This window comes from Streptoverticillium olivoreticuli subsp. olivoreticuli (genome assembly GCF_003391135.1).
Classification (GTDB): Bacteria; Actinomycetota; Actinomycetes; order Streptomycetales; family Streptomycetaceae; genus Streptomyces; species Streptomyces blastmyceticus.
This window is the reverse complement of record NZ_CP031455.1, coordinates 855,473-872,962: the sequence shown is the minus strand read 5'-3', so window position 1 is coordinate 872,962 and position 17,490 is coordinate 855,473. Positions and strand designations below refer to the sequence as shown.

Annotated in this window: 12 protein-coding genes; all 12 read left to right on the top strand. The window is 71.6% G+C overall.

Annotated elements, in window-relative coordinates:
- Window positions 1–25 precede the first annotated feature (25 nt).
- The 12 genes from DXZ73_RS03830 (at window position 26) to DXZ73_RS03775 (ending at window position 17,488) form a co-directional block, all read left to right on the top strand.
- The gene (locus tag DXZ73_RS03830; RefSeq protein WP_116209621.1) at window positions 26–934 is read left to right on the top strand and encodes a dihydrodipicolinate synthase family protein; all 909 of its coding nucleotides are present in this window, start codon (window positions 26–28) and stop codon (window positions 932–934) included.
- Window positions 935–1,008: 74 nt separating this feature from the next.
- The gene (locus DXZ73_RS03825; RefSeq protein WP_116209620.1) at window positions 1,009–2,013 is read left to right on the top strand and encodes a proline racemase family protein; all 1,005 of its coding nucleotides are present in this window, start codon (window positions 1,009–1,011) and stop codon (window positions 2,011–2,013) included.
- Window positions 2,010–3,380, top strand: coding sequence for an aldehyde dehydrogenase family protein (locus tag DXZ73_RS03820; protein ID WP_116209619.1), 1,371 nt, complete (start codon window positions 2,010–2,012; stop codon window positions 3,378–3,380). The genes DXZ73_RS03825 and DXZ73_RS03820 overlap by 4 nt, the downstream gene beginning before the upstream one ends.
- 132 nt (window positions 3,381–3,512) lie before the next feature.
- Window positions 3,513–4,190 carry a GntR family transcriptional regulator gene (locus tag DXZ73_RS03815; RefSeq protein ID WP_116209618.1) on the top strand — a complete coding sequence of 226 codons (678 nt, stop codon included), beginning with the start codon at window positions 3,513–3,515 and terminating at the stop codon, window positions 4,188–4,190.
- Window positions 4,191–4,404: 214 nt separating this feature from the next.
- The gene (locus tag DXZ73_RS03810; RefSeq protein ID WP_162890013.1) at window positions 4,405–5,946 is read left to right on the top strand and encodes a hypothetical protein; all 1,542 of its coding nucleotides are present in this window, start codon (window positions 4,405–4,407) and stop codon (window positions 5,944–5,946) included.
- A 193-nt stretch (window positions 5,947–6,139) separates the two neighbouring features.
- Window positions 6,140–7,696, top strand: coding sequence for a Na+/H+ antiporter (locus DXZ73_RS03805; RefSeq protein WP_116209616.1), 1,557 nt, complete (start codon window positions 6,140–6,142; stop codon window positions 7,694–7,696).
- Window positions 7,697–7,964: 268 nt separating this feature from the next.
- A complete protein-coding gene (locus tag DXZ73_RS03800) occupies window positions 7,965–10,505 on the top strand; it encodes an ATP-binding protein (RefSeq protein WP_116209615.1) in 2,541 nt (846 codons plus the stop codon).
- Between the two features lie 90 nt (window positions 10,506–10,595).
- On the top strand, window positions 10,596–12,146 hold the full coding sequence (locus DXZ73_RS03795; RefSeq protein WP_116209614.1) for an amidase family protein: 1,551 nt from the start codon (window positions 10,596–10,598) through the stop codon (window positions 12,144–12,146).
- Window positions 12,147–12,423: 277 nt separating this feature from the next.
- A complete protein-coding gene (locus DXZ73_RS03790; protein ID WP_116209613.1) occupies window positions 12,424–13,164 on the top strand; it encodes an acetoacetate decarboxylase in 741 nt (246 codons plus the stop codon).
- A gap of 253 nt (window positions 13,165–13,417) precedes the next feature.
- Window positions 13,418–14,392 (top strand): alpha/beta fold hydrolase, encoded by a 975-nt coding sequence (locus DXZ73_RS03785; RefSeq protein ID WP_162890012.1) that lies wholly within the window; start codon window positions 13,418–13,420, stop codon window positions 14,390–14,392.
- Window positions 14,393–14,525: 133 nt separating this feature from the next.
- Window positions 14,526–15,851: a cytochrome P450 gene (locus DXZ73_RS03780; protein WP_116209611.1), complete on the top strand. Its 1,326-nt coding sequence runs from the start codon at window positions 14,526–14,528 to the stop codon at window positions 15,849–15,851.
- The gene (locus DXZ73_RS03775; RefSeq protein ID WP_116209610.1) at window positions 15,848–17,488 is read left to right on the top strand and encodes a PfaD family polyunsaturated fatty acid/polyketide biosynthesis protein; all 1,641 of its coding nucleotides are present in this window, start codon (window positions 15,848–15,850) and stop codon (window positions 17,486–17,488) included. Before DXZ73_RS03780 ends, DXZ73_RS03775 begins: the two co-directional genes overlap by 4 nt.
- Window positions 17,489–17,490 lie beyond the last annotated feature (2 nt).

The following is a 17,490-nucleotide window of genomic DNA, read 5'->3' as shown; positions in this document are numbered from 1 at the left end:
CCGCACTGCAGAAAGGCCTACCGGAATGACCACCAACTCCTGGACCACCGACCGCCCCTGGCGCGGCATGATGGTCGCCACCGCGCTCCCGCTGCGCGAAGATCTCTCCGTCGACCACGACGCCTACGCCGAACACGTCCGCTGGCTCATCGACAACGGCTGCGACGGAATCGTCCCCAACGGCTCCCTCGGCGAGTACCAGACCCTCACCCCGCAGGAGCGCGCCCAACTGGTGCGCACCGCCGTCGAGGCGGCCGGCGACGGGGCGCGGGTGATGCCCGGCGTCTCCGCCTACGGCAGCGCCGAGGCCCGCCGCTGGGCCGAGCAGGCCGCCGAGGCCGGCTGCGGCTCCGTCCTGCTGCTGCCCCCCAACGCCTACCGCGCCGACGAGCGGTCGGTCCGCGCCCACTACGCGGAGGTCGCGCGGGCCGGGATACCTGTCGTCGCGTACAACAACCCCATCGACACCAAGGTCGACCTGACCCCCGGCCTGCTGGCCCGGCTGCACGCCGACGGCGCCATCGTCGCCGTCAAGGAGTTCAGCGGCGACGTACGGCGCGCCTACGAGATCGCCGAACTCGCCCCCGAACTCGACCTGCTGATCGGCGCCGACGACGTCCTCCTGGAGCTCGCCGCCGCCGGCGCCGTCGGCTGGGTCGCGGGCTACCCCAACGCCTTCCCCGCCACCTGCGCCGAGCTCTACCACGCCGCCGTCGCCGGGGACCTGCAGACGGCACTGCCTCTCTACCGGTCGCTGCACCCTCTGCTGCGCTGGGACTCCAAGACCGAGTTCGTGCAGTCCATCAAGCTCTCCATGGACATCGTCGGCCGCCACGGCGGACCCGCCCGCCCGCCGCGCCTCGCGCTCCTGGGCGAGACCGAGGCCGCGGTGCGCGCCGCCACCGAGAAGGCCGTCGCCGACGGACACCACTGACCACTCGACTGCACCCGCTCGACTGCACCCGCTCGACTGCACCCGCCGAGACGGCATCCGCTGAAAGGACGTCCGTGCGCACTCGTCATGTCTTCCATGCCGTCGACTCGCACACCGAGGGCATGCCCACACGCGTCATCACCGGTGGTGTCGGCGTGATACCCGGCGCCACCATGGCCGAGCGCCGGCTCCACTTCATCGAGCACCTGGACCACCTCCGCACGCTCCTGATGTACGAGCCGCGCGGCCACGCCTCCATGAGCGGCGCGATCCTCCAGCCGCCCACCCGCCCCGACGCCGACTACGGGGTCCTCTACATCGAGGTCTCCGGACTGCTGCCCATGTGCGGGCACGGCACCATCGGCGTCGCGACCGTCCTCGTGGAGACCGGCATGGTGCCGGTCACCGAGCCGGTCACCACCGTGCGCCTGGACACCCCGGCCGGTCTGATCACCGCCGACGTCCAGGTCGAGGGCGGAGCGGCCAAGTCCGTCACGCTCACCAACGTGCCCGCCTTCTGCGTCGGCCTCGACCGCAAGACCGACGTCCCCGGCCACGGCACGGTCACCTACGACCTCGCCTTCGGCGGCAACTTCTACGCCTTCGTCGAACTCGACGCCCTGGGGCTGCCCTTCGACCGGGCCCGCAAGGACGACCTGCTCGCCGCCGGGCTCGCCATCATGGACGCGATCAACGCCTCGCCCGACCGGCCAGTCCACCCCGAACACCCCGAGATCAGCGGACTCAAGCACGTCTACCTCGCCGCCCCCGGCTCCGACGCCCACCGCTCACGGCACGCCATGGCCATCCACCCCGGCTGGTTCGACCGTTCCCCCTGCGGCACGGGAACCTCCGCACGCATGGCCCAGCTGCACGCCCGCGGGGCGCTCCTGCTCGACCGCGACTTTATCAACGAGTCCTTCATCGGCACCCGGTTCACCGGCCGCCTGGTGGGGGAGACGCGGGTCGGCGGGGTGCCGGCGGTCGTACCCGCCATCACCGGACGCGCCTGGATCACCGGCACCGCCCAGTACTTCCTCGACCCGGACGACCCCTTCCCCGGAGGCTTCCTCCTGTGACCGCCGACCAGACCCCCTTCATCTCGTACAACCCGGCCGACCCGTCCGACATCGTCACCGAGGTGCCCGCGCCCGGTGCCTCCCGCGCCGTCGCGTCCGTCGAGCGGGCCCGCGCCGCCCAGCCCGGCTGGCTGCTCACCGGCGCCGCCGCCCGCTCCTCGGCGCTCTCCGCCGTCGCCACGGCCGTCGAGGCCGCGGCCGAGGAGCTCGCCGCCCTGGCCGTACGCGAGGTGGGCAAACCGCTCGCCGAGGCACGGGCCGAAGTGGCCCGCACGGCCGCGATCTGGCGGTACTACGCCCAGGCCCCCTACGAGCCGTCAGGCGCGGTCCACGAGACGGCGGGCGGCCCCGGACTGCTGCTGACCCGGCGCCGCCCGCACGGCGCCGCCGGCCTGATCACCCCCTGGAACTTCCCCTTCGCCATCCCGTCCTGGAAGGCCGCACCCGCGCTCGCGGCCGGCAATACGGTCGTCCTCAAACCCGCGCCCGAGGCCACCGCGTGCGCCGGGCGCCTCGCCGAACTCGTCCAGCAGGCCCTGCCCGCCGACGTGTTCACCGTCGTGCCCGGCGGAGCGACCGAGGGCAACGCCGTCCTCTCGGCCGCCGACGTCGTCTCCTTCACCGGCTCCACCGCCGTCGGCGGCGCGGTCGTCCGGGCCGCCACCGCCCGGGGCATCCCGGTCCAGGCTGAGACGGGCGGGCTCAACGCCGCGATCGTCCTGCCCGACGCCGACATCGAGCGGGCCGCCGCGCACATCGCCGCGGCCGTCGCCGGATACGCCGGGCAGAAGTGCACCGCCACCAGCCGCGTGATCGCCGTCGGCGGCGCCCTCGGCCCCCTGCGCGAGGCCCTCGCCGAAGCACTGCGCACCCTGCCCGTGGGCGATCCCGCCGACCCGGCCACCGTGTGCGGGCCCCTCGTCTCGGCCCGGGCCCGCGACCGGTTCGAGGAGGCCCTGGGCGGTGCCGCCGTCCTCGCCGCCGGCACCGCTCCGGAGGGACCCGGCTGGTACGCGGCCCCCACAGTGGTCGAAAAGGTGCCGACCGGTCACCGGCTGCTCACCGAGGAGGTCTTCGCCCCCGTCGCCGCCCTGGTGCCCGCGGACGACCTGCCGCACGCCGTACGGATCAGCAACGCGGTCCCGTACGGGCTGGTCACCTCGGTCCACACCGCCGGGCTGGAGGCGGCGCTGCACGGTCTCGACCGCCTCGACACCGGAATGATCCGCGTCAACGCCCCGTCCACCGGCGTCGACTTCCACCTGCCGTTCGGCGGCACCAAGGCCTCCGGCCACGGGCCGCGCGAACAGGGGCGCGCGGCACTGGACTTCTACACCTCCAGCCGGACCTACACCCTGGCTCCCTGAGAACGATGTGACATTGTACGCTCGTTGGTCCGTCCAGGTACGGACCAGCCGGGCAGCGCGGCTGCGGACGTGCCGAGGACGAGGCGGCCGGACCCGGCCGCCGCACCGGCGACGCAAAGGACACGGGACACCATGGGCCACCTCAAGCAGCGCAACCTCATCACCGCCACCGAGCGGCTGCGCGACCAGGTCGCCCACGCCCTGCGGGCCGCGCTCATCTCCGGCGAACTCCGCCCCGGCGAGGTCTACTCCGCACCGCAGCTCGCGGAGGACTTCGGCATCTCCGCGACCCCGGTGCGCGAGGCCATGCTCGACCTCGCCCGCGAGGGCCTGGTCGAACCGGTCCGCAACAAGGGATTCCGGGTGACCGAGGTCAACGAGCGCGACCTGGACCAGTACACCGAGATCCGCACACTGATCGAGGTCCCCACGACCGGCCGGGTCGCGCGCACCGCCGCCCGGGAGGATCTCGAGGCACTGCGCCCGGTCGCCGAGGAGATCGTGCGGGCCGCACGCGACCACGACCTCATCGGCTACCTCGAGGCCGACCGGCAGTTCCACCTCACCCTGCTGGCCCTCTCCGGCAACGAACGCCTCGTCGAAACCGTCGGCGACCTGCGCAAGCGCTCGCGCCTGTACGGGCTGACCGCCCTCGACCAGCGCGGCGAGCTCATCCCCTCCGCCGAGGAACACCTCGAAATCCTGGACCTGATGCTCGCGGGCGACGCCAAGGGCGCCGAGAAGTGCATGGCACGCCACCTCGGCCACGTGCGCTCCCTGTGGGCGAAGGGCGGCGAACGGAAGTCGTGACGCTGTAGGTGATCTCCTCGGACGGCAGGCGTTCCAGCCGTACCACGCGCTGCGGACGCGGTCGGCGCACCGGACGGCAGGCCATGTGTCAGGGAACTGTCAATACCGGCACGTGGAGATCAAGGACGTGTCAAGAGATCTCGCCCCGCCCGCGGATGCGGAGCACCCTGAGCCCGCGACGGCCGGTCGTGGTAACGGGGGAGAGGCAAGCGAGATGGCACATGCAGTCGTCGGCGAGGAAACCGGGACGGTGCCGCCCGCCCCCGCGGTGCCACCGGTGCCGCCGGCCGTCGGCGGTGGCGGTCGACAGGCTCGGGCGCCGCGGCCGCCCGTACGCCGGTACACGCGGCGGATCCCGCGCCCCCGCCTGCCCACGAGCACCCCGGCCCGGCTTCGCTGGTCGGCCGGCGCCGTGGTGCTCTGCGCCACGGCGCTCGCCGCGTACCTGATGGTGTCCGGCGGCGCGTTCCGCGGTGCCTGGCAGGACATCGGCCGTCACGACGCACCTCGTGTGCAGAGCGCGACCCAGCTCTACTTCGCGCTCAACGACATGGACGCACAGGTCGCCAACCAGCTGATGGACGGCTCGTCCAAGGAACAGGCCGAACACCGTGCCCAGTCCGCCGGGATCTACGACCGGCGGCGCGCGGAGGCCGGCGGCGAACTGGAACACCTGGCGGAGGCGGCCGCCGGGGACGGGGCGGCGAAGGGCGCGGTGGCCAAGATGATCACCGATGTCGGCACCTACGAGGAGCGGGCCTCGGCGGCGCTCCTGCTCGGCGAGAAGTCCGGTGCCCCCACCGGCCGGCCGACGCGTGAGGTGGTCCTCGCCCACCGCGAGGCCACCGACTTCATGGCCCAGGTGCTGCTGCCCGAGGCCGACCGGCTCGTCGAGTCCAACAACGGGGCGTTCGAGACGCGTTACACCACCGTACGGTCCGATCTGGGCGAGACCGGGATCACCGCCGCCTCCCTCGGCCTGCTCCTGCTGGGTGTGCTGATCGCCTTCCAGGTCTTCCTCGCCCGCCGCTTCCACCGCATCGTCAACGTGCCGCTCGCCGCGGCCACCGTGCTCACCGCGCTCCTCCTCGGCCTCGGCCTGTCCTTCTTCGCCGGGCAGCGTGAGGACCTGAGAGTGGCGCGCCGGGATTCCTTCGACTCGGTCTTCGCGCTGAGCCGCGCCCGTGCCCTGTCGTACGAGGCGAACGCGGACGAGTCCCGCTATCTGCTCGACGCCGACCGCCGTACCCAGTACGAGCAGAGCTTCTTCGACAAGAGCCAGCGCCTGCTCCGGCTGCCCGGATCCGGCATCCACACCTACGACCGGAGCCTCGCGGACGCCCTCGCCGCCTACGGCGCCGACCACTCCGACCTGCGTTTCACCGGCTACTACGGCGATGAATTCCGCAACATCACCTTCTCCGGCGAGCGGACCGCCGCCGAGCGCACGGTCCGCGCGTACCAGGACTACGAGCGCGACGACCGGATGATCCGCGCCCTGGTCGAGAGCGGGAAGACCGTCGAGGCGGTCCGGCTGTGCAACAGCTACCGGCCCGGCGGCTCCAACTACCATCTCGAGCTCTACGACAAGGAACTGGGCAAGCTCATCGAGGTCAACGCGGCGGTCTTCCGGGCCAGGACCCACGACGGTGCCACCGCCGCCGGATACCAGCCATGGCTGCTGGGCACGGGCGCCCTCGCCGTTGCGGGACTCGCCGTCCTGGGCGTACGCGCCCGCCTGGCCGAGTTCCGCTGACCGGGCGGCCACCAGGGCTGAACTGCGGGAAGGCGGGAGACGGGTTCCGCCCCGGCGACGACACGGAGCCATGTCCAGGCCGTAGCCGGATTTCGCCGGCGTCGGGTAAGTTCCCCAGTGGAGTGCCGGGAAGACTGGTCGGCGGCAAGGCTCCATCAGCCGCGCCTCGGCACACTCTCGGGGGAACGACCACATGACCGGCCTGACTGCTGTGCTCTTTCTCGTGGCGCTGGCCACCGCGGTGGCCACCGGGGCGCGTCACTGGCGTATCCCGGCCCCCTCACTCCTGGTCGTCGCGGGAGTTGCGGTAGGCACGCTGCCCTGGATGCCGGACGTCCACGTCGACCCCGAAGTGATCAGCGTGCTGGTGTTGCCGCCCCTGCTGTACGCCTCCGCGGAGGAGATCTCCTGGCGGGATCTGTGCAAGGTGTGGCGGCCGGTCACCGTCCTCGCCTTCGGCCTGGTGCTGGCCTCGGCGGCGGCGGTGTGCATGGTGGCCTCGCTGGTGACTCCGCTGGCCGGGCCCATGGCCTTCGTGCTCGGCGCGGTGCTCGCCAGCACCGACCCGGTCGCGGTGACCGCCCTGGGCCGCCGTCTGGCCCTGCCGCCGCGGGTGCAGGTCATGGTGCAGGCGGAGAGCCTGTTCAACGACGCCACGAGCCTGGTGCTGTTCAAGGTGGCGGTGGGGTCGGCGGTGATCGGCGGCGCGGTCTCCCCTCCGGCCGCGGTGGGGAAGTTCGTGGTGCTGGGCGGCGGTGGCGCACTCGTCGGCGCCGCCGTCGCCGGCATGGTGGTGCTGATACGGAAGCGGACCGAGGACCCGGTGCTCGAGACCGTGATCGCCCTGGTCACCCCGTACGCGGCCTACGTACTGGCCGAAGACCTGCACACGTCCGGGGTGACAGCGGTCGTCCTCGCGGGCGTACTTCTCGGGAGCACCGGCCACAAGCTGGCCAACGCCCCGATACGCCTGCAGGTGCACGCCGTATACGCCACGGTGGTGTTCCTGCTGGAGAGCGTCGTCTTCGCCCTCATAGGGCTGGAGTTGCCGTCCCTGGTCCGCGCACTCGCACCGGACGAACGAGGCTGGCCGCTCGGCGTGCTCGCGGTGGCCGCCACCGTCATCGCGGTACGGCTGCTGTGGATCTTCCCGCTCTCGGCGGTGATGCAGCACCGGCGTGGCGAGGGCCGGATCTCCTGGCGTGTTCCCGCGGTGGCCTCATGGGCCGGCACCCGTGGTGTCATGCCGCTGGCCGCCGCGCTGTCCATCCCGCTGGTGACGAACGGTGGCGAATCGCTGCCGCACCGCTCGCTGGTCCTCACCCTCACGACCGGTGTCGTCGCGCTCACCCTCGTTGTACAGGGCTTCACCCTGGCACCCCTGGTCCGCCGGTCCGGCATCGCCCTGGAGCCCGAACACACCGCACGCGAAGAGGCGCGCGCCCGTGGGAGCCTCGCCCGTGCGGCCCTGCTCCACCTCGACGACCTCGTCGACCTCGAAGCGGTCCCCACCGCGGTGGCCGACCAATTGCGCCGCGACTTGGAGAACCGCCTCTGCGCCGAAGACGAAGCGGACGCGGCCACAGGTCCGCCTTCCGCCATCGCCGACCACCGGGTCATGCGGCGCGCCCTGATCGATGTCGAGTCCAATGAACTGCAACGCCTCTACGACACCCATGAGATCAGTGACACCACCAGGCGCCGCATTCAACGAGCACTGGACCTGGAAGACCTGGGGCTGGCGGACTGAGGAGTCGCTCCCGTGGGGTGATCCGGCCGGATTCCGGGATCAGAACAAGGCATCGAATGCCATAAAGAAGGCGTCAAAGTAGTGGGACGATGCGTCAGGATCGCGCCAAGAGCCCTCACTAGCCGCGCTGTTCGCGCTTTGCTACGAACGTCGGCCAGCAGCCGGTTCAAGCCAACCCCTCACTCCCGGTCCCGCATACCCCACGTCCACCCGCCAGGGCCGGGCGAACTTGTCTCCCCACTTCCTTACCCGACGGGGTGTTCTCCTCATGGCGGATTCGCTCGGTGGCCCAGGCGCGCGTCCGGGCAGGCTCAAGGTCTTCCTCGGGGCGGCACCCGGGGTCGGCAAGACCTACCGGATGCTCGACGAAGGGCGGCGGCGCACGGCCCGGGGCAAGGAAGTGGTGGTGGCCTTCGCCGAGGGCCACAGCCGTCCGCGCACCGACGCACTGCTCGAAGGGCTCGACATCATGCCCCGCGCGACACGCACCCACCGGGGGCTTGAGCTCACCGAACTCGATCTCGACGCGGTGCTGGAGCGGCGCCCCGAGGTCGTGCTCGTCGACGAGCTCGCGCACACCAACGTCCCCGGCGGCCGCAACGCCAAGCGCTGGCAGGACGTGGAGGAACTGCTCGCCGCCGGAATCGACGTGGTCACCACCGTCAACATCCAGCATCTGGAGTCCCTCAACGACGTCGTCGAGAAGATCACCGGGGTGCAGCAGCGCGAGACCGTGCCCGACAAATTCGTGCGCAGGGCCCATGAGATCGAACTCGTCGACATGCCGCCCGAAGGCCTGCGGCGGCGCATGGCACACGGCAACATCTACCCGCCCGAGAAGATCGACGCGGCCCTCTCGCACTACTTCCGGATCGGGAACCTCACGGCGCTGCGGGAGCTGGCGCTGCTGTGGGTGGCGGGCAGGGTCGACGAGGCATTGCAGAGCTATCGGTACGAGCACGGGATAGGGGGTGTCTGGGAAACCCGCGAGCGCGTCGTGGTCGCCATCACCGGAGGCCCCGAGAGCGAGGCCCTCATCCGCCGCGCCGCCCGCATCGTGGCCCGTTCCTCCGGCGGTGACCTGCTCGCCGTCCACATCGCCCGGAGCGACGGCCTGGTCGACGCCTCACCCGCCGCCCTGGCCGGACAGCGACAGCTGGTGGAGAGTCTCGGCGGCACCTTCCACTCCGTCGTGGGGGACCATGTGCCCACCGCGCTGATGGAGTTCGCCCGCGCCGAGAACGCCACACAGCTGGTCATCGGAACCCGTGTCCGCGGCTGGCTGCTCGGCTCGCTGACCATCCGCGGAGCGGGCGAGACCATCGTCGAGCTCTCCGGCGACATCGACGTGCACATGGTCACCCACGAACGCGCCAAGCGAGGACGCGTGCCCGCCACTCCGCCCAACCGCCTGCCACTCACCCGCCGGGTGGCAGGACCCGTGGCCGGTCTTGCCCTGCCCGTGCTTCTGACAGCGCTGCTGCGCGGCCTCTCCGGCCACCTCGACCTCAACCTCACCAGCGACACCCTGCTCTTCCTGCTGACCGTGCTGGGGGTCGCCTGTATCGGCGGCGTCGTCTCCGCACTGCTCGCAGCGGTGACGGCCTCCCTGCTGATGAACTACTACTTCATCCCGCCCATCGACCGGTTCACCATCGACGAGGGCAACAACGTCCTCGCGCTGATCGCCTTCGCGATAGTGGCCGCCACCGTCGCCGCCGTCGTGGACCGCTCCCTGCGCCTGGGCCGCCAGGCCGCCGCCGCGGCAGCGGAGGCCGAAACCCTGTCCTCACTCGCGAGCAGCATCCTGCGTGGTGACAAGGCCGTGCCCGCGCTGCTGGAACGCACCCGCGAAACATTCGGTATGGAGAGCGTCGAACTCTCCTACGACAAAAGGGAAATGGGGCACCGGGCAATGGCCGACGGCGACACGGAGCCACTCTACGAGACCAGGGTTCCGATCGGTACGGACAGCGTGCTGGTGCTGCGCGGCCGCCGGCTGCCCGCCTCCGAGCACCGCGTACTCACCGCCTTCGCCGCCCATCTCACCGCCGCCGTCGAGCGCGCCAGGCTCGCCGAGGTCGCGGCCGAGGTCGAACCGGTCAAGGCGGCGGACCGGATGCGCACCGCGCTCCTCGCCGCCGTCAGCCACGACCTGCGCACCCCACTGGCAGGCTGCTGGGCCGCGGTGAGCTCACTGCGCAGCCGGGACGTCGACTTCTCGCAGGAGGACCGCGAAGAACTCCTCATCACCGCGGAGGAGTCCCTCGCCAAGCTCAACCGCCTCGTGGACAACCTGCTCGACATGAGCAGGCTCCAGGCGGGCGCGCTGAACCTGCGGCTGGAACCCACGGCGCTCGCCGAAGTGCTGCCACTCGCCCTCGACGCCCTGCCAGAACCGGCCGTACCCGTGATCACCCAGCACCTGGAGAGCACACCCCAGGTGCTCGCGGACCCGCCGCTGCTGGAACGCGTCATCGCCAACCTCGTGGCCAACGCGGTACGGAACGCGCCTCCCGGTCATCCGGTGACCGTCAGCGCCAGCACCCTGGCCCCGTACGTCGAACTGCGGGTCATCGACCGCGGCCCGGGGCTTCGGTCAGCCGACAAGGAACGCGCGTTCCTGCCCTTCCAGCGCCTCAGCGACACCGACAACACCACCGGTCTCGGACTCGGGCTCGCCCTCTCCCGCGGCCTCACCGAGGCCATGGGCGGCACCCTCACCCCCGAGGACACCCCCGGAGGCGGCCTCACCATGGTCGTCTCCCTGCCCGCGGCACCGACCCCCGCGACGGAGGCCCTCGCATGAGGTGCCTCCCGAGCCGGGGCCGGGCCGTGGGGCCCGGGTCGCGGCACGCACTCTTGCGCCGGGCCGTCGGCATGTAGTCCGCTGACGCGCATGGGGAAAAAGAGCATTGCCATGCTGATGGCCGCCCTGGTCACGGGGTCTGTGTTCACAGGCGCACCGAATCCGCGCGCGGAAACCGCTGGGACCGGCGTCGGCAGTTCACCGCCGGGGCCGGGGGTCGATCTCGACACGGTGACGATCCCGGAGCTGCAGGCGCGCATGGCGGACGGTTCGCTGACCTCCTCGGCGCTGACCGCCGCGTACCTGTGGCGGATCAGGACCATCGACCCCAAGATCAACGCGGTGCTGCGCACCGACCCGACGGCCCTGCGCCAGGCGGCCGCCAGCGACGCCAGACACCGGCACGGCCGCTCCCGTGGCCCGCTCGACGGCATCCCCGTCCTGCTCAAGGACAACGTGAACACCCGCGACATGCCGACGACGGCCGGATCGCCGGCGCTGGCCGGGAGCCCGCCGGACACCGACGCCGTCCTGGTGACCCGGCTGCGGGACGCGGGGGCGGTGATCCTCGGCAAGACCAACCTGTCCGAGTGGGCGAACTTCCGCGCGGCGAAGCCGACATCAGGATGGTCGGCGGTGGGCGGGCAGACCAGAAATCCGTACGTACTGGACCGGAATCCGTGCGGATCGTCCTCCGGTTCGGCCGCCGCGCTCGCCGCGTCGCTGTCGCAGGTGGCGATCGGCACCGAGACGGACGGCTCGATCGTGTGTCCGGCGGGGACGAACGGGGTTGTCGGCCACAAGCCCAGCCTCGGGCTGGTCAGCCGGGCCGGCGTGGTGCCGATCTCCGCCGAGCAGGACACCGCGGGACCCATGGCACGCAATGTGACCGATGCCGCGCTCACCTTCGCGGTGCTCAGCGGTGGTGACACCCCGCGCCCTGGCGGTCTGCGCGGTAGACGGATCGGCCTGTGGCGGCTGCCCTCGCTCGGGCCGGAGGTGGACGCGGTGATGACCCGTACGAAGGAGAGACTGCGCACCGCGGGAGCAGAGGTCGTCGAGGTGACACCCCCGTACCAGAAGCGGATCGCCGAACTCGAGTTTCCCGCGCTGCTGAGCGAGTTCCACCGGGACATCGACGCCTACCTCGCCACCCGCGGCGGACCGCGGAACCTCGCCGAGCTGATCGAGTTCAACCGCACCCACCCGGCGGAACGGACCTGCTTCGCAGGCCAGGAACTCTTCGAGCAGGCGCTCGCCGCGCCTCCCGTCACCGACCCGGCATACCGGGCCATGCGCGCCGAACTGAAGGACCTCTCCCGGCGTTCCATCGATGAGACCATGGCCGCCCATCACCTGGACGCCATCGCCTCGCCGACGAACCCGCCCGCGTGGAAGACCGACTGCGTGCGGGGCGACAACGACGTGATCCCGTCCTCCACCCCCGCGGCCGTGGCCGGGTACCCGTCGTTGTCGGTGCCCGCCGGTTTCGTGAACGAGCTGCCCGTCGGCCTGCTCCTGATGGCCGGTGATCACCAGGACGCCGGGCTGCTGTCGCTGGGGGCCGCGGTGGAACACCGACTGGATGGCCGGCGAGCACCGCGCTACTTGCCGTCTGTGGGGCCCGGCGTCTTCCGGTGAACGTTGCCACGGCCAGGGCGGCAGCCATCGCCGCCACTGCCGCGGCGGCCCGCCGAGGCATGGACGGTGATGTCGCACGCGGGGCGGCTCGCCGCGTCGGCCCTGCCGAGTTCTCACGGCAGGACCCCGAGTGGACGATCGGGGGACGAGGAACCCGCCGATGCGGGGGCCGATCGGGGGACGGCCTTTGCGCGGGCAGGGCTCTGTACTGGTGGGAGAACCTCTGGCAGGCACCATGAACAGGGCCGCCATCCACCGGAACGGACAGGAGCCGGACATGACCCCCGACGAACTGATGAGCCGCTCCGCCACCCCGTTGTCCTCGCCCGCGTGGCCACCGGGGCCGTTCGTGTCCTACGGCGTCGACTCCCTCGACATCGTCTACCGCTCCGACCCGGAGGTGCTGCGCCGCCTGGTCCCCGAGCCGCTGACGGTGGTCGAGCCGCTGGTGCGCTTCTCGGTGACACGGATGCCGGACACCACCGGACTGGGCGACCACGCGGCGGCCGGCCAGTCCGTCGCGGTGGAGCTCGGCGGCGAGCGCGGGTACTACCTGGAATCGATGTACCTCGACAGCTTTCCCGCGCTCGCGCTCGGACGTGAGACGGCCGGCTTCCCCAAGAAGCTTGGCTGCCCACGGCTCTACCACGACAGCGACACACTCGTCGGCATCCTCGATTACGGATCACTGCGGATCGCCGTCGCCACGATGGGCTACAAGCACGCCCCTCTCGACCTGGACGCGGCCGAAGCCGAGGTCCGTACCCCGACCTTCATGGTCAAGATGGCCCGCGGCCACGACGGCACGCTCACCGCCTGTCGGCTCGTCCGCCTTCCGGTCCAGGACGTCACGATGACAGGGGCCTGGTCCGGGCCGGCCCGGCTGCAGTTGTCGGCGCACGCCATGGCCCCCATCGCCGACCTGCCTGTCCGGGAAGTCGTCGCCGCCCGGCACCTGGCTTTCACCGGTATGTGTTACGGGAAGGCGGAAGTGGCCCACGACTACCTCACATCGTGAGGACCGGTCAGATGTCATTCGCACGGCTGCCTGAATTCCTGGAACGGGCTGGTGATCAGGGCCACCTCGCACCGAGACGGCCGGGTGAATGTTCGCGAATTCCGAGTGCCTCGGTGCGCCCCCAGGCTCCTCGCCGCTCCCTTTACGTGGGCGCTCACGCATGCCTATTCTGCGAGTAACCCTTCTCTCATCGATCCGTTTTCCCGGCTTCCTTCCGCATTGACAGGACGGGGACCCGAATGCCGTGGCACTGGTGCGGGACAGGGAAAACCTCCACGGCGGTGGTCGCGCCGTGAGTCCCGAGCCGCCCCTGTCCGCCGAGCAGGCGCGGCGCCTGCCGGACTACCCTTTTCAGGGCCGCTGGTTCAACCACGGTGCCGCGCATCAGCATTACCTGGACGAGGGTGAGGGCAAGCCCGTGCTGATGGTGCACGGCAACCCCACGTGGAGCTATATGTGGCGCAGGCTCGTCCTCGGCCTGCGGGGGCGGTATCGCTGCATCGTCCCCGACCACCTGGGCATGGGCCTGTCCGACCGGGCACGTGACCTGCCCGGTTCCCTGCTCGCCGAGAGCCGGGCACAGGACCTGGGGCGTCTGGTGGAGCACCTCGTCGCCGAGCGGCGGGCGCCCGCCCGTGGCTGGACGCTCGTGGTGCACGACTGGGGCGGCCCCGTGGCCCTGTGGTGGGCCCATCTGCGCCCTGGCGTCGTCGACCGGCTCATCGTGCTGAACACCGCCGTGTTTCCCTGGCCACCGGGGTACCGGCCGCCGCGGAGCCTGCTCGCCCTGAGGCAGCCGTCCGTCGGCCGTATCGCCCACGCATCCAACGCCGTTGTCCACATGGCCCTGTCCCGGGGTGTGTGCCGCCCCCTGCCGCCCGCGGTGCGAGCCGCCTACGCCGCCCCCTACCGGCGGCAGCGCGACCGGTCGACGCTGGTGCGCTTCGTCCAGGACATCCCCCTGAGCCCCGCCGACGCCGGCTGGCCGCACGCCCAGCGCCTGGGTGAGGCCCTGGTGTGTTTCACCCAGGTGCCGGTGTTCCTGGGGTGGGGAATGCGCGATCCCCTCTACGGCGACCTGGTCCTCGCGGAATGGACGCGGCGACTGCCCGGGGCCGCGCTTCATCTGTACCCGTACGCCGGGCATTACGTGCTCGAGGACATGGCCTGGCAACTGGTCGAGGACATCCGGGATTTCCTCGCGGTCACTGATCACGGCCCGGGCTGAGGGCTCGCCGGGCAGAAGGAACCGTATCCGCTGCGTGCTTCCGGCGTGCAGCCCGTGCAGTCGCTTCGCGCATCAGAGACGAGAACACGGGGCAGCCTCCTCACAAGGCTGGCCGGAATAGGGAGGTTCAGCCATGGCCCAAGAAGTCACCCTGGCCAATTGGTCGGATGTCGCGCGATTGTTCGCCCTCGGTCTGGTTCCCAACCTCGCTCAAGGGGTGATCATCCGCCGTCCCCTTGCGGTCCGGCTGGCGGCCGGACTGGACACCAATGCCTGGGCCTGCCGGTCCCTGGACCGGCTGCGCGAGCGCTACGGTCCGGGGCCGGTGCTGGTCGGTGTCCCCGGCAGGCAGGGCCTCGTCCTCCTCTCGGTCGAGGACGTCCGCCGGGTGCTGGGCGAGACCGGCACGTCGTTCACAGCCGCCAACAAGGAGAAATCGGCTGCCCTTTCCCACTTCGAGCCGGACGGCGTGCTGATCACTCCGGGTGCCGCCCGTGCCCGGCGGCGCAGGTTCAACGAGACCGCGCTCGACTACCCCGCGGCCGAGCACCGGTTCCACGGGATCTTCCGGGAAGCCATCCGGGAAGAGGCCCGGCCGCTGTCGGCCGGCGGCACGCTCACCTGGAAGCGGTTCCACGCCGCGTACCAACGCATCGTGCGCCGGATCGTGTTCGGTGACGCCGCCCGCGACGACGAGCGCATCACCGAGCTCCGGGACAAGCTGCGCGGCGATGGCAACTGGCTCATGCTGCACCGTAAAAGGCACTCCCTGCGCAGGGAGCTGTTCGCCCGCACGCAGCGGTATCTCGACCTGCCCGAGCCGGGCGGCCTCGCCCGCGCGGTGTGCGACACCCCGGCCACGGCCGACGTCAAGCCCGTGGCCCAGATGCAGCACTGGTTCTTCGCTTTCGATGCCGCCCCGATCGGGGCCTACCTCGCGCTCGGCCTCCTCGTCGGCCGTCCGGCGGAGGCGACCAGGGCTCGCGCCGATCGTGCGTATCTCCAGGCCTGCGTCCTGGAGTCGCAGCGGCTGTGGCCCACGTCCCTGGCCCTCCTGCGTGACACCACGGTCGAGACGCACTGGCCGGGCGGCATGACGCTCCCTGCGGGCACGGCGGTGATCTTCTGCAGCTCGTACTTCCACCGTGACGCCCGGCGCCTGTCCTACGCCGACCGGTTCGAGCCCGAAGTGTGGCTCGACGGGCGAGCCGAGGCGGACTGGGCGATCGCACCGTTCAGCCGCGGTCCCGCCGAGTGCCCGGGCAGGAACCTCGTGCTTTTCACCAGCGCCACCCTGCTGACCGAACTGCTGCGTTGCGACTGGCGACTGTCCTCGTCGCACCGGCTCGGCCCCGGCCGTCCGCTGCCCCGCACCGTCGACCACACGTCGCTGCGACTGGCGGCAGGGGGATCGCCGGTCGCAGTCCCCGCTCCGCCCGTCGCGCAGGACACGGCATGACGACCGTCGGCCCGTCCAGGGCCGCCCTCGCTGCCGTCCCCCTCGCGCGGTGGTACGCGGGCGACCGTCCCGCCGCCTGGTCACCGGAAGAGATCCTGGGGGTGGCGGCCCGCGTCAGGGAAACCGTCCACCTTGTGAGCGCCCCGGCCGCGCCGGGTGTCGGAGTCGCCGTCGGTGGTTCCACGGCCCCGGCCGTCGGCGGACAGCAGGGGCTGCCTCTGCTGGGCACCTTGCCACCGCTCTACCCGGAGTGGCTCGGCGACCGCTCCTTCGGCGAGGCGCACGGTGTGCGATTCCCCTACGTCGCAGGGGAGATGGCCAACGGCATCGCCACCGTGGCCATGGTGTCCGCCATGGCCCGGGCCGGCATGCTCGGTTTCTTCGGCGCGGCCGGACTGGATCCGGCACGCGTGGAACAGGCGGTGGCCGACCTGGCCGCCGGGCTCGCGGGGCACACCAACTGGGGCATCAACCTGATCCACTCACCGGGCGAACCCGCGCTGGAGGAACGGGTCGCCGACATCGCGTTGCGCCACCGCGTGCCGGCCGTCTCCGCCTCGGCGTTCATGGGCCTCACCCCCGCGGTGGTCCGTGTCGCCGCCAGCGGGCTGCGCCGTGGTCCGCAGGGCCGGATCCTGCGCGGGGCGCGCCTGTTCGCCAAGGTGTCGCGGCCCGAGGTCGCGGGGCCCTTCATGTCACCCGCCCCCGCCCACCTGCTGCGCGCTCTCCTGGACCGGGGACAGCTGACCGCGTCCGAGGCCGAGCTGGCGGCCCGGGTGCCGGTCGCGGAGGACGTCACCGTCGAGGCGGACAGCGGCGGGCACACCGACAACCGGCCGCTGGCGGTCCTCCTGCCGGCCATGCTGGCCCTGCGGGACGAACTCACCGTCGCGCACGGCTACGACCGCGGCATCAGGGTCGGGGCGGCGGGTGGGCTGGGCACACCCACCGCGGTGGCCGCGGCCTTCGCACTGGGCGCGGCGTACGTGGTCACCGGCTCCGTCAACCAGGCCACGCGAGAGGCGGGCCTGTCGGACGACGCCAAGCGGATGCTCGCACGGGCCGACGTCGCCGACGTGACCATGGCACCGGCCGCCGACATGTTCGAGCTGGGGGTGAAGCTCCAGGTCCTCAGCCGGGGCACGTTCTTCGCCCCGCGCTCGGCCCGGCTCTACGAGCTCTACAGGGACTACGAGAGCTGGGACGACGTCCCTCCCTCGCAACGGGCCAAGGTCGAACAGGACGTCCTGCGCACCTCTTTCGGGACCGTGTGGGACGAGACCCGGAGGTTCTGGGAAGAACGGGACCCATCCCAGGTGACACGGGCCGAGCGCGACGCCCGGCACCGCATGGCCCTGGTCTTCCGCTGGTACCTGGGCATGTCGAGCCGCTGGGCGGTCTCGGGACGGACCGAGCGCCGCGCCGACTACCAGATCTGGTGCGGGCCGGCCATGGGCGCCTTCAACCGCTGGGCGGCGCACAGCTTCCTGGCCGAACCCGGCCGACGCGACGTGGTCCAGATCGCACTGAACTTCCTCGAGGGCGCGGCCGTCATCACCCGGGCCCACCAACTGCGCAGCTACGGCGTCCCCGTCCCCGCGGCCGCCTTCGTCCCCCGGCCCCGACGGCTCGCCTAGAC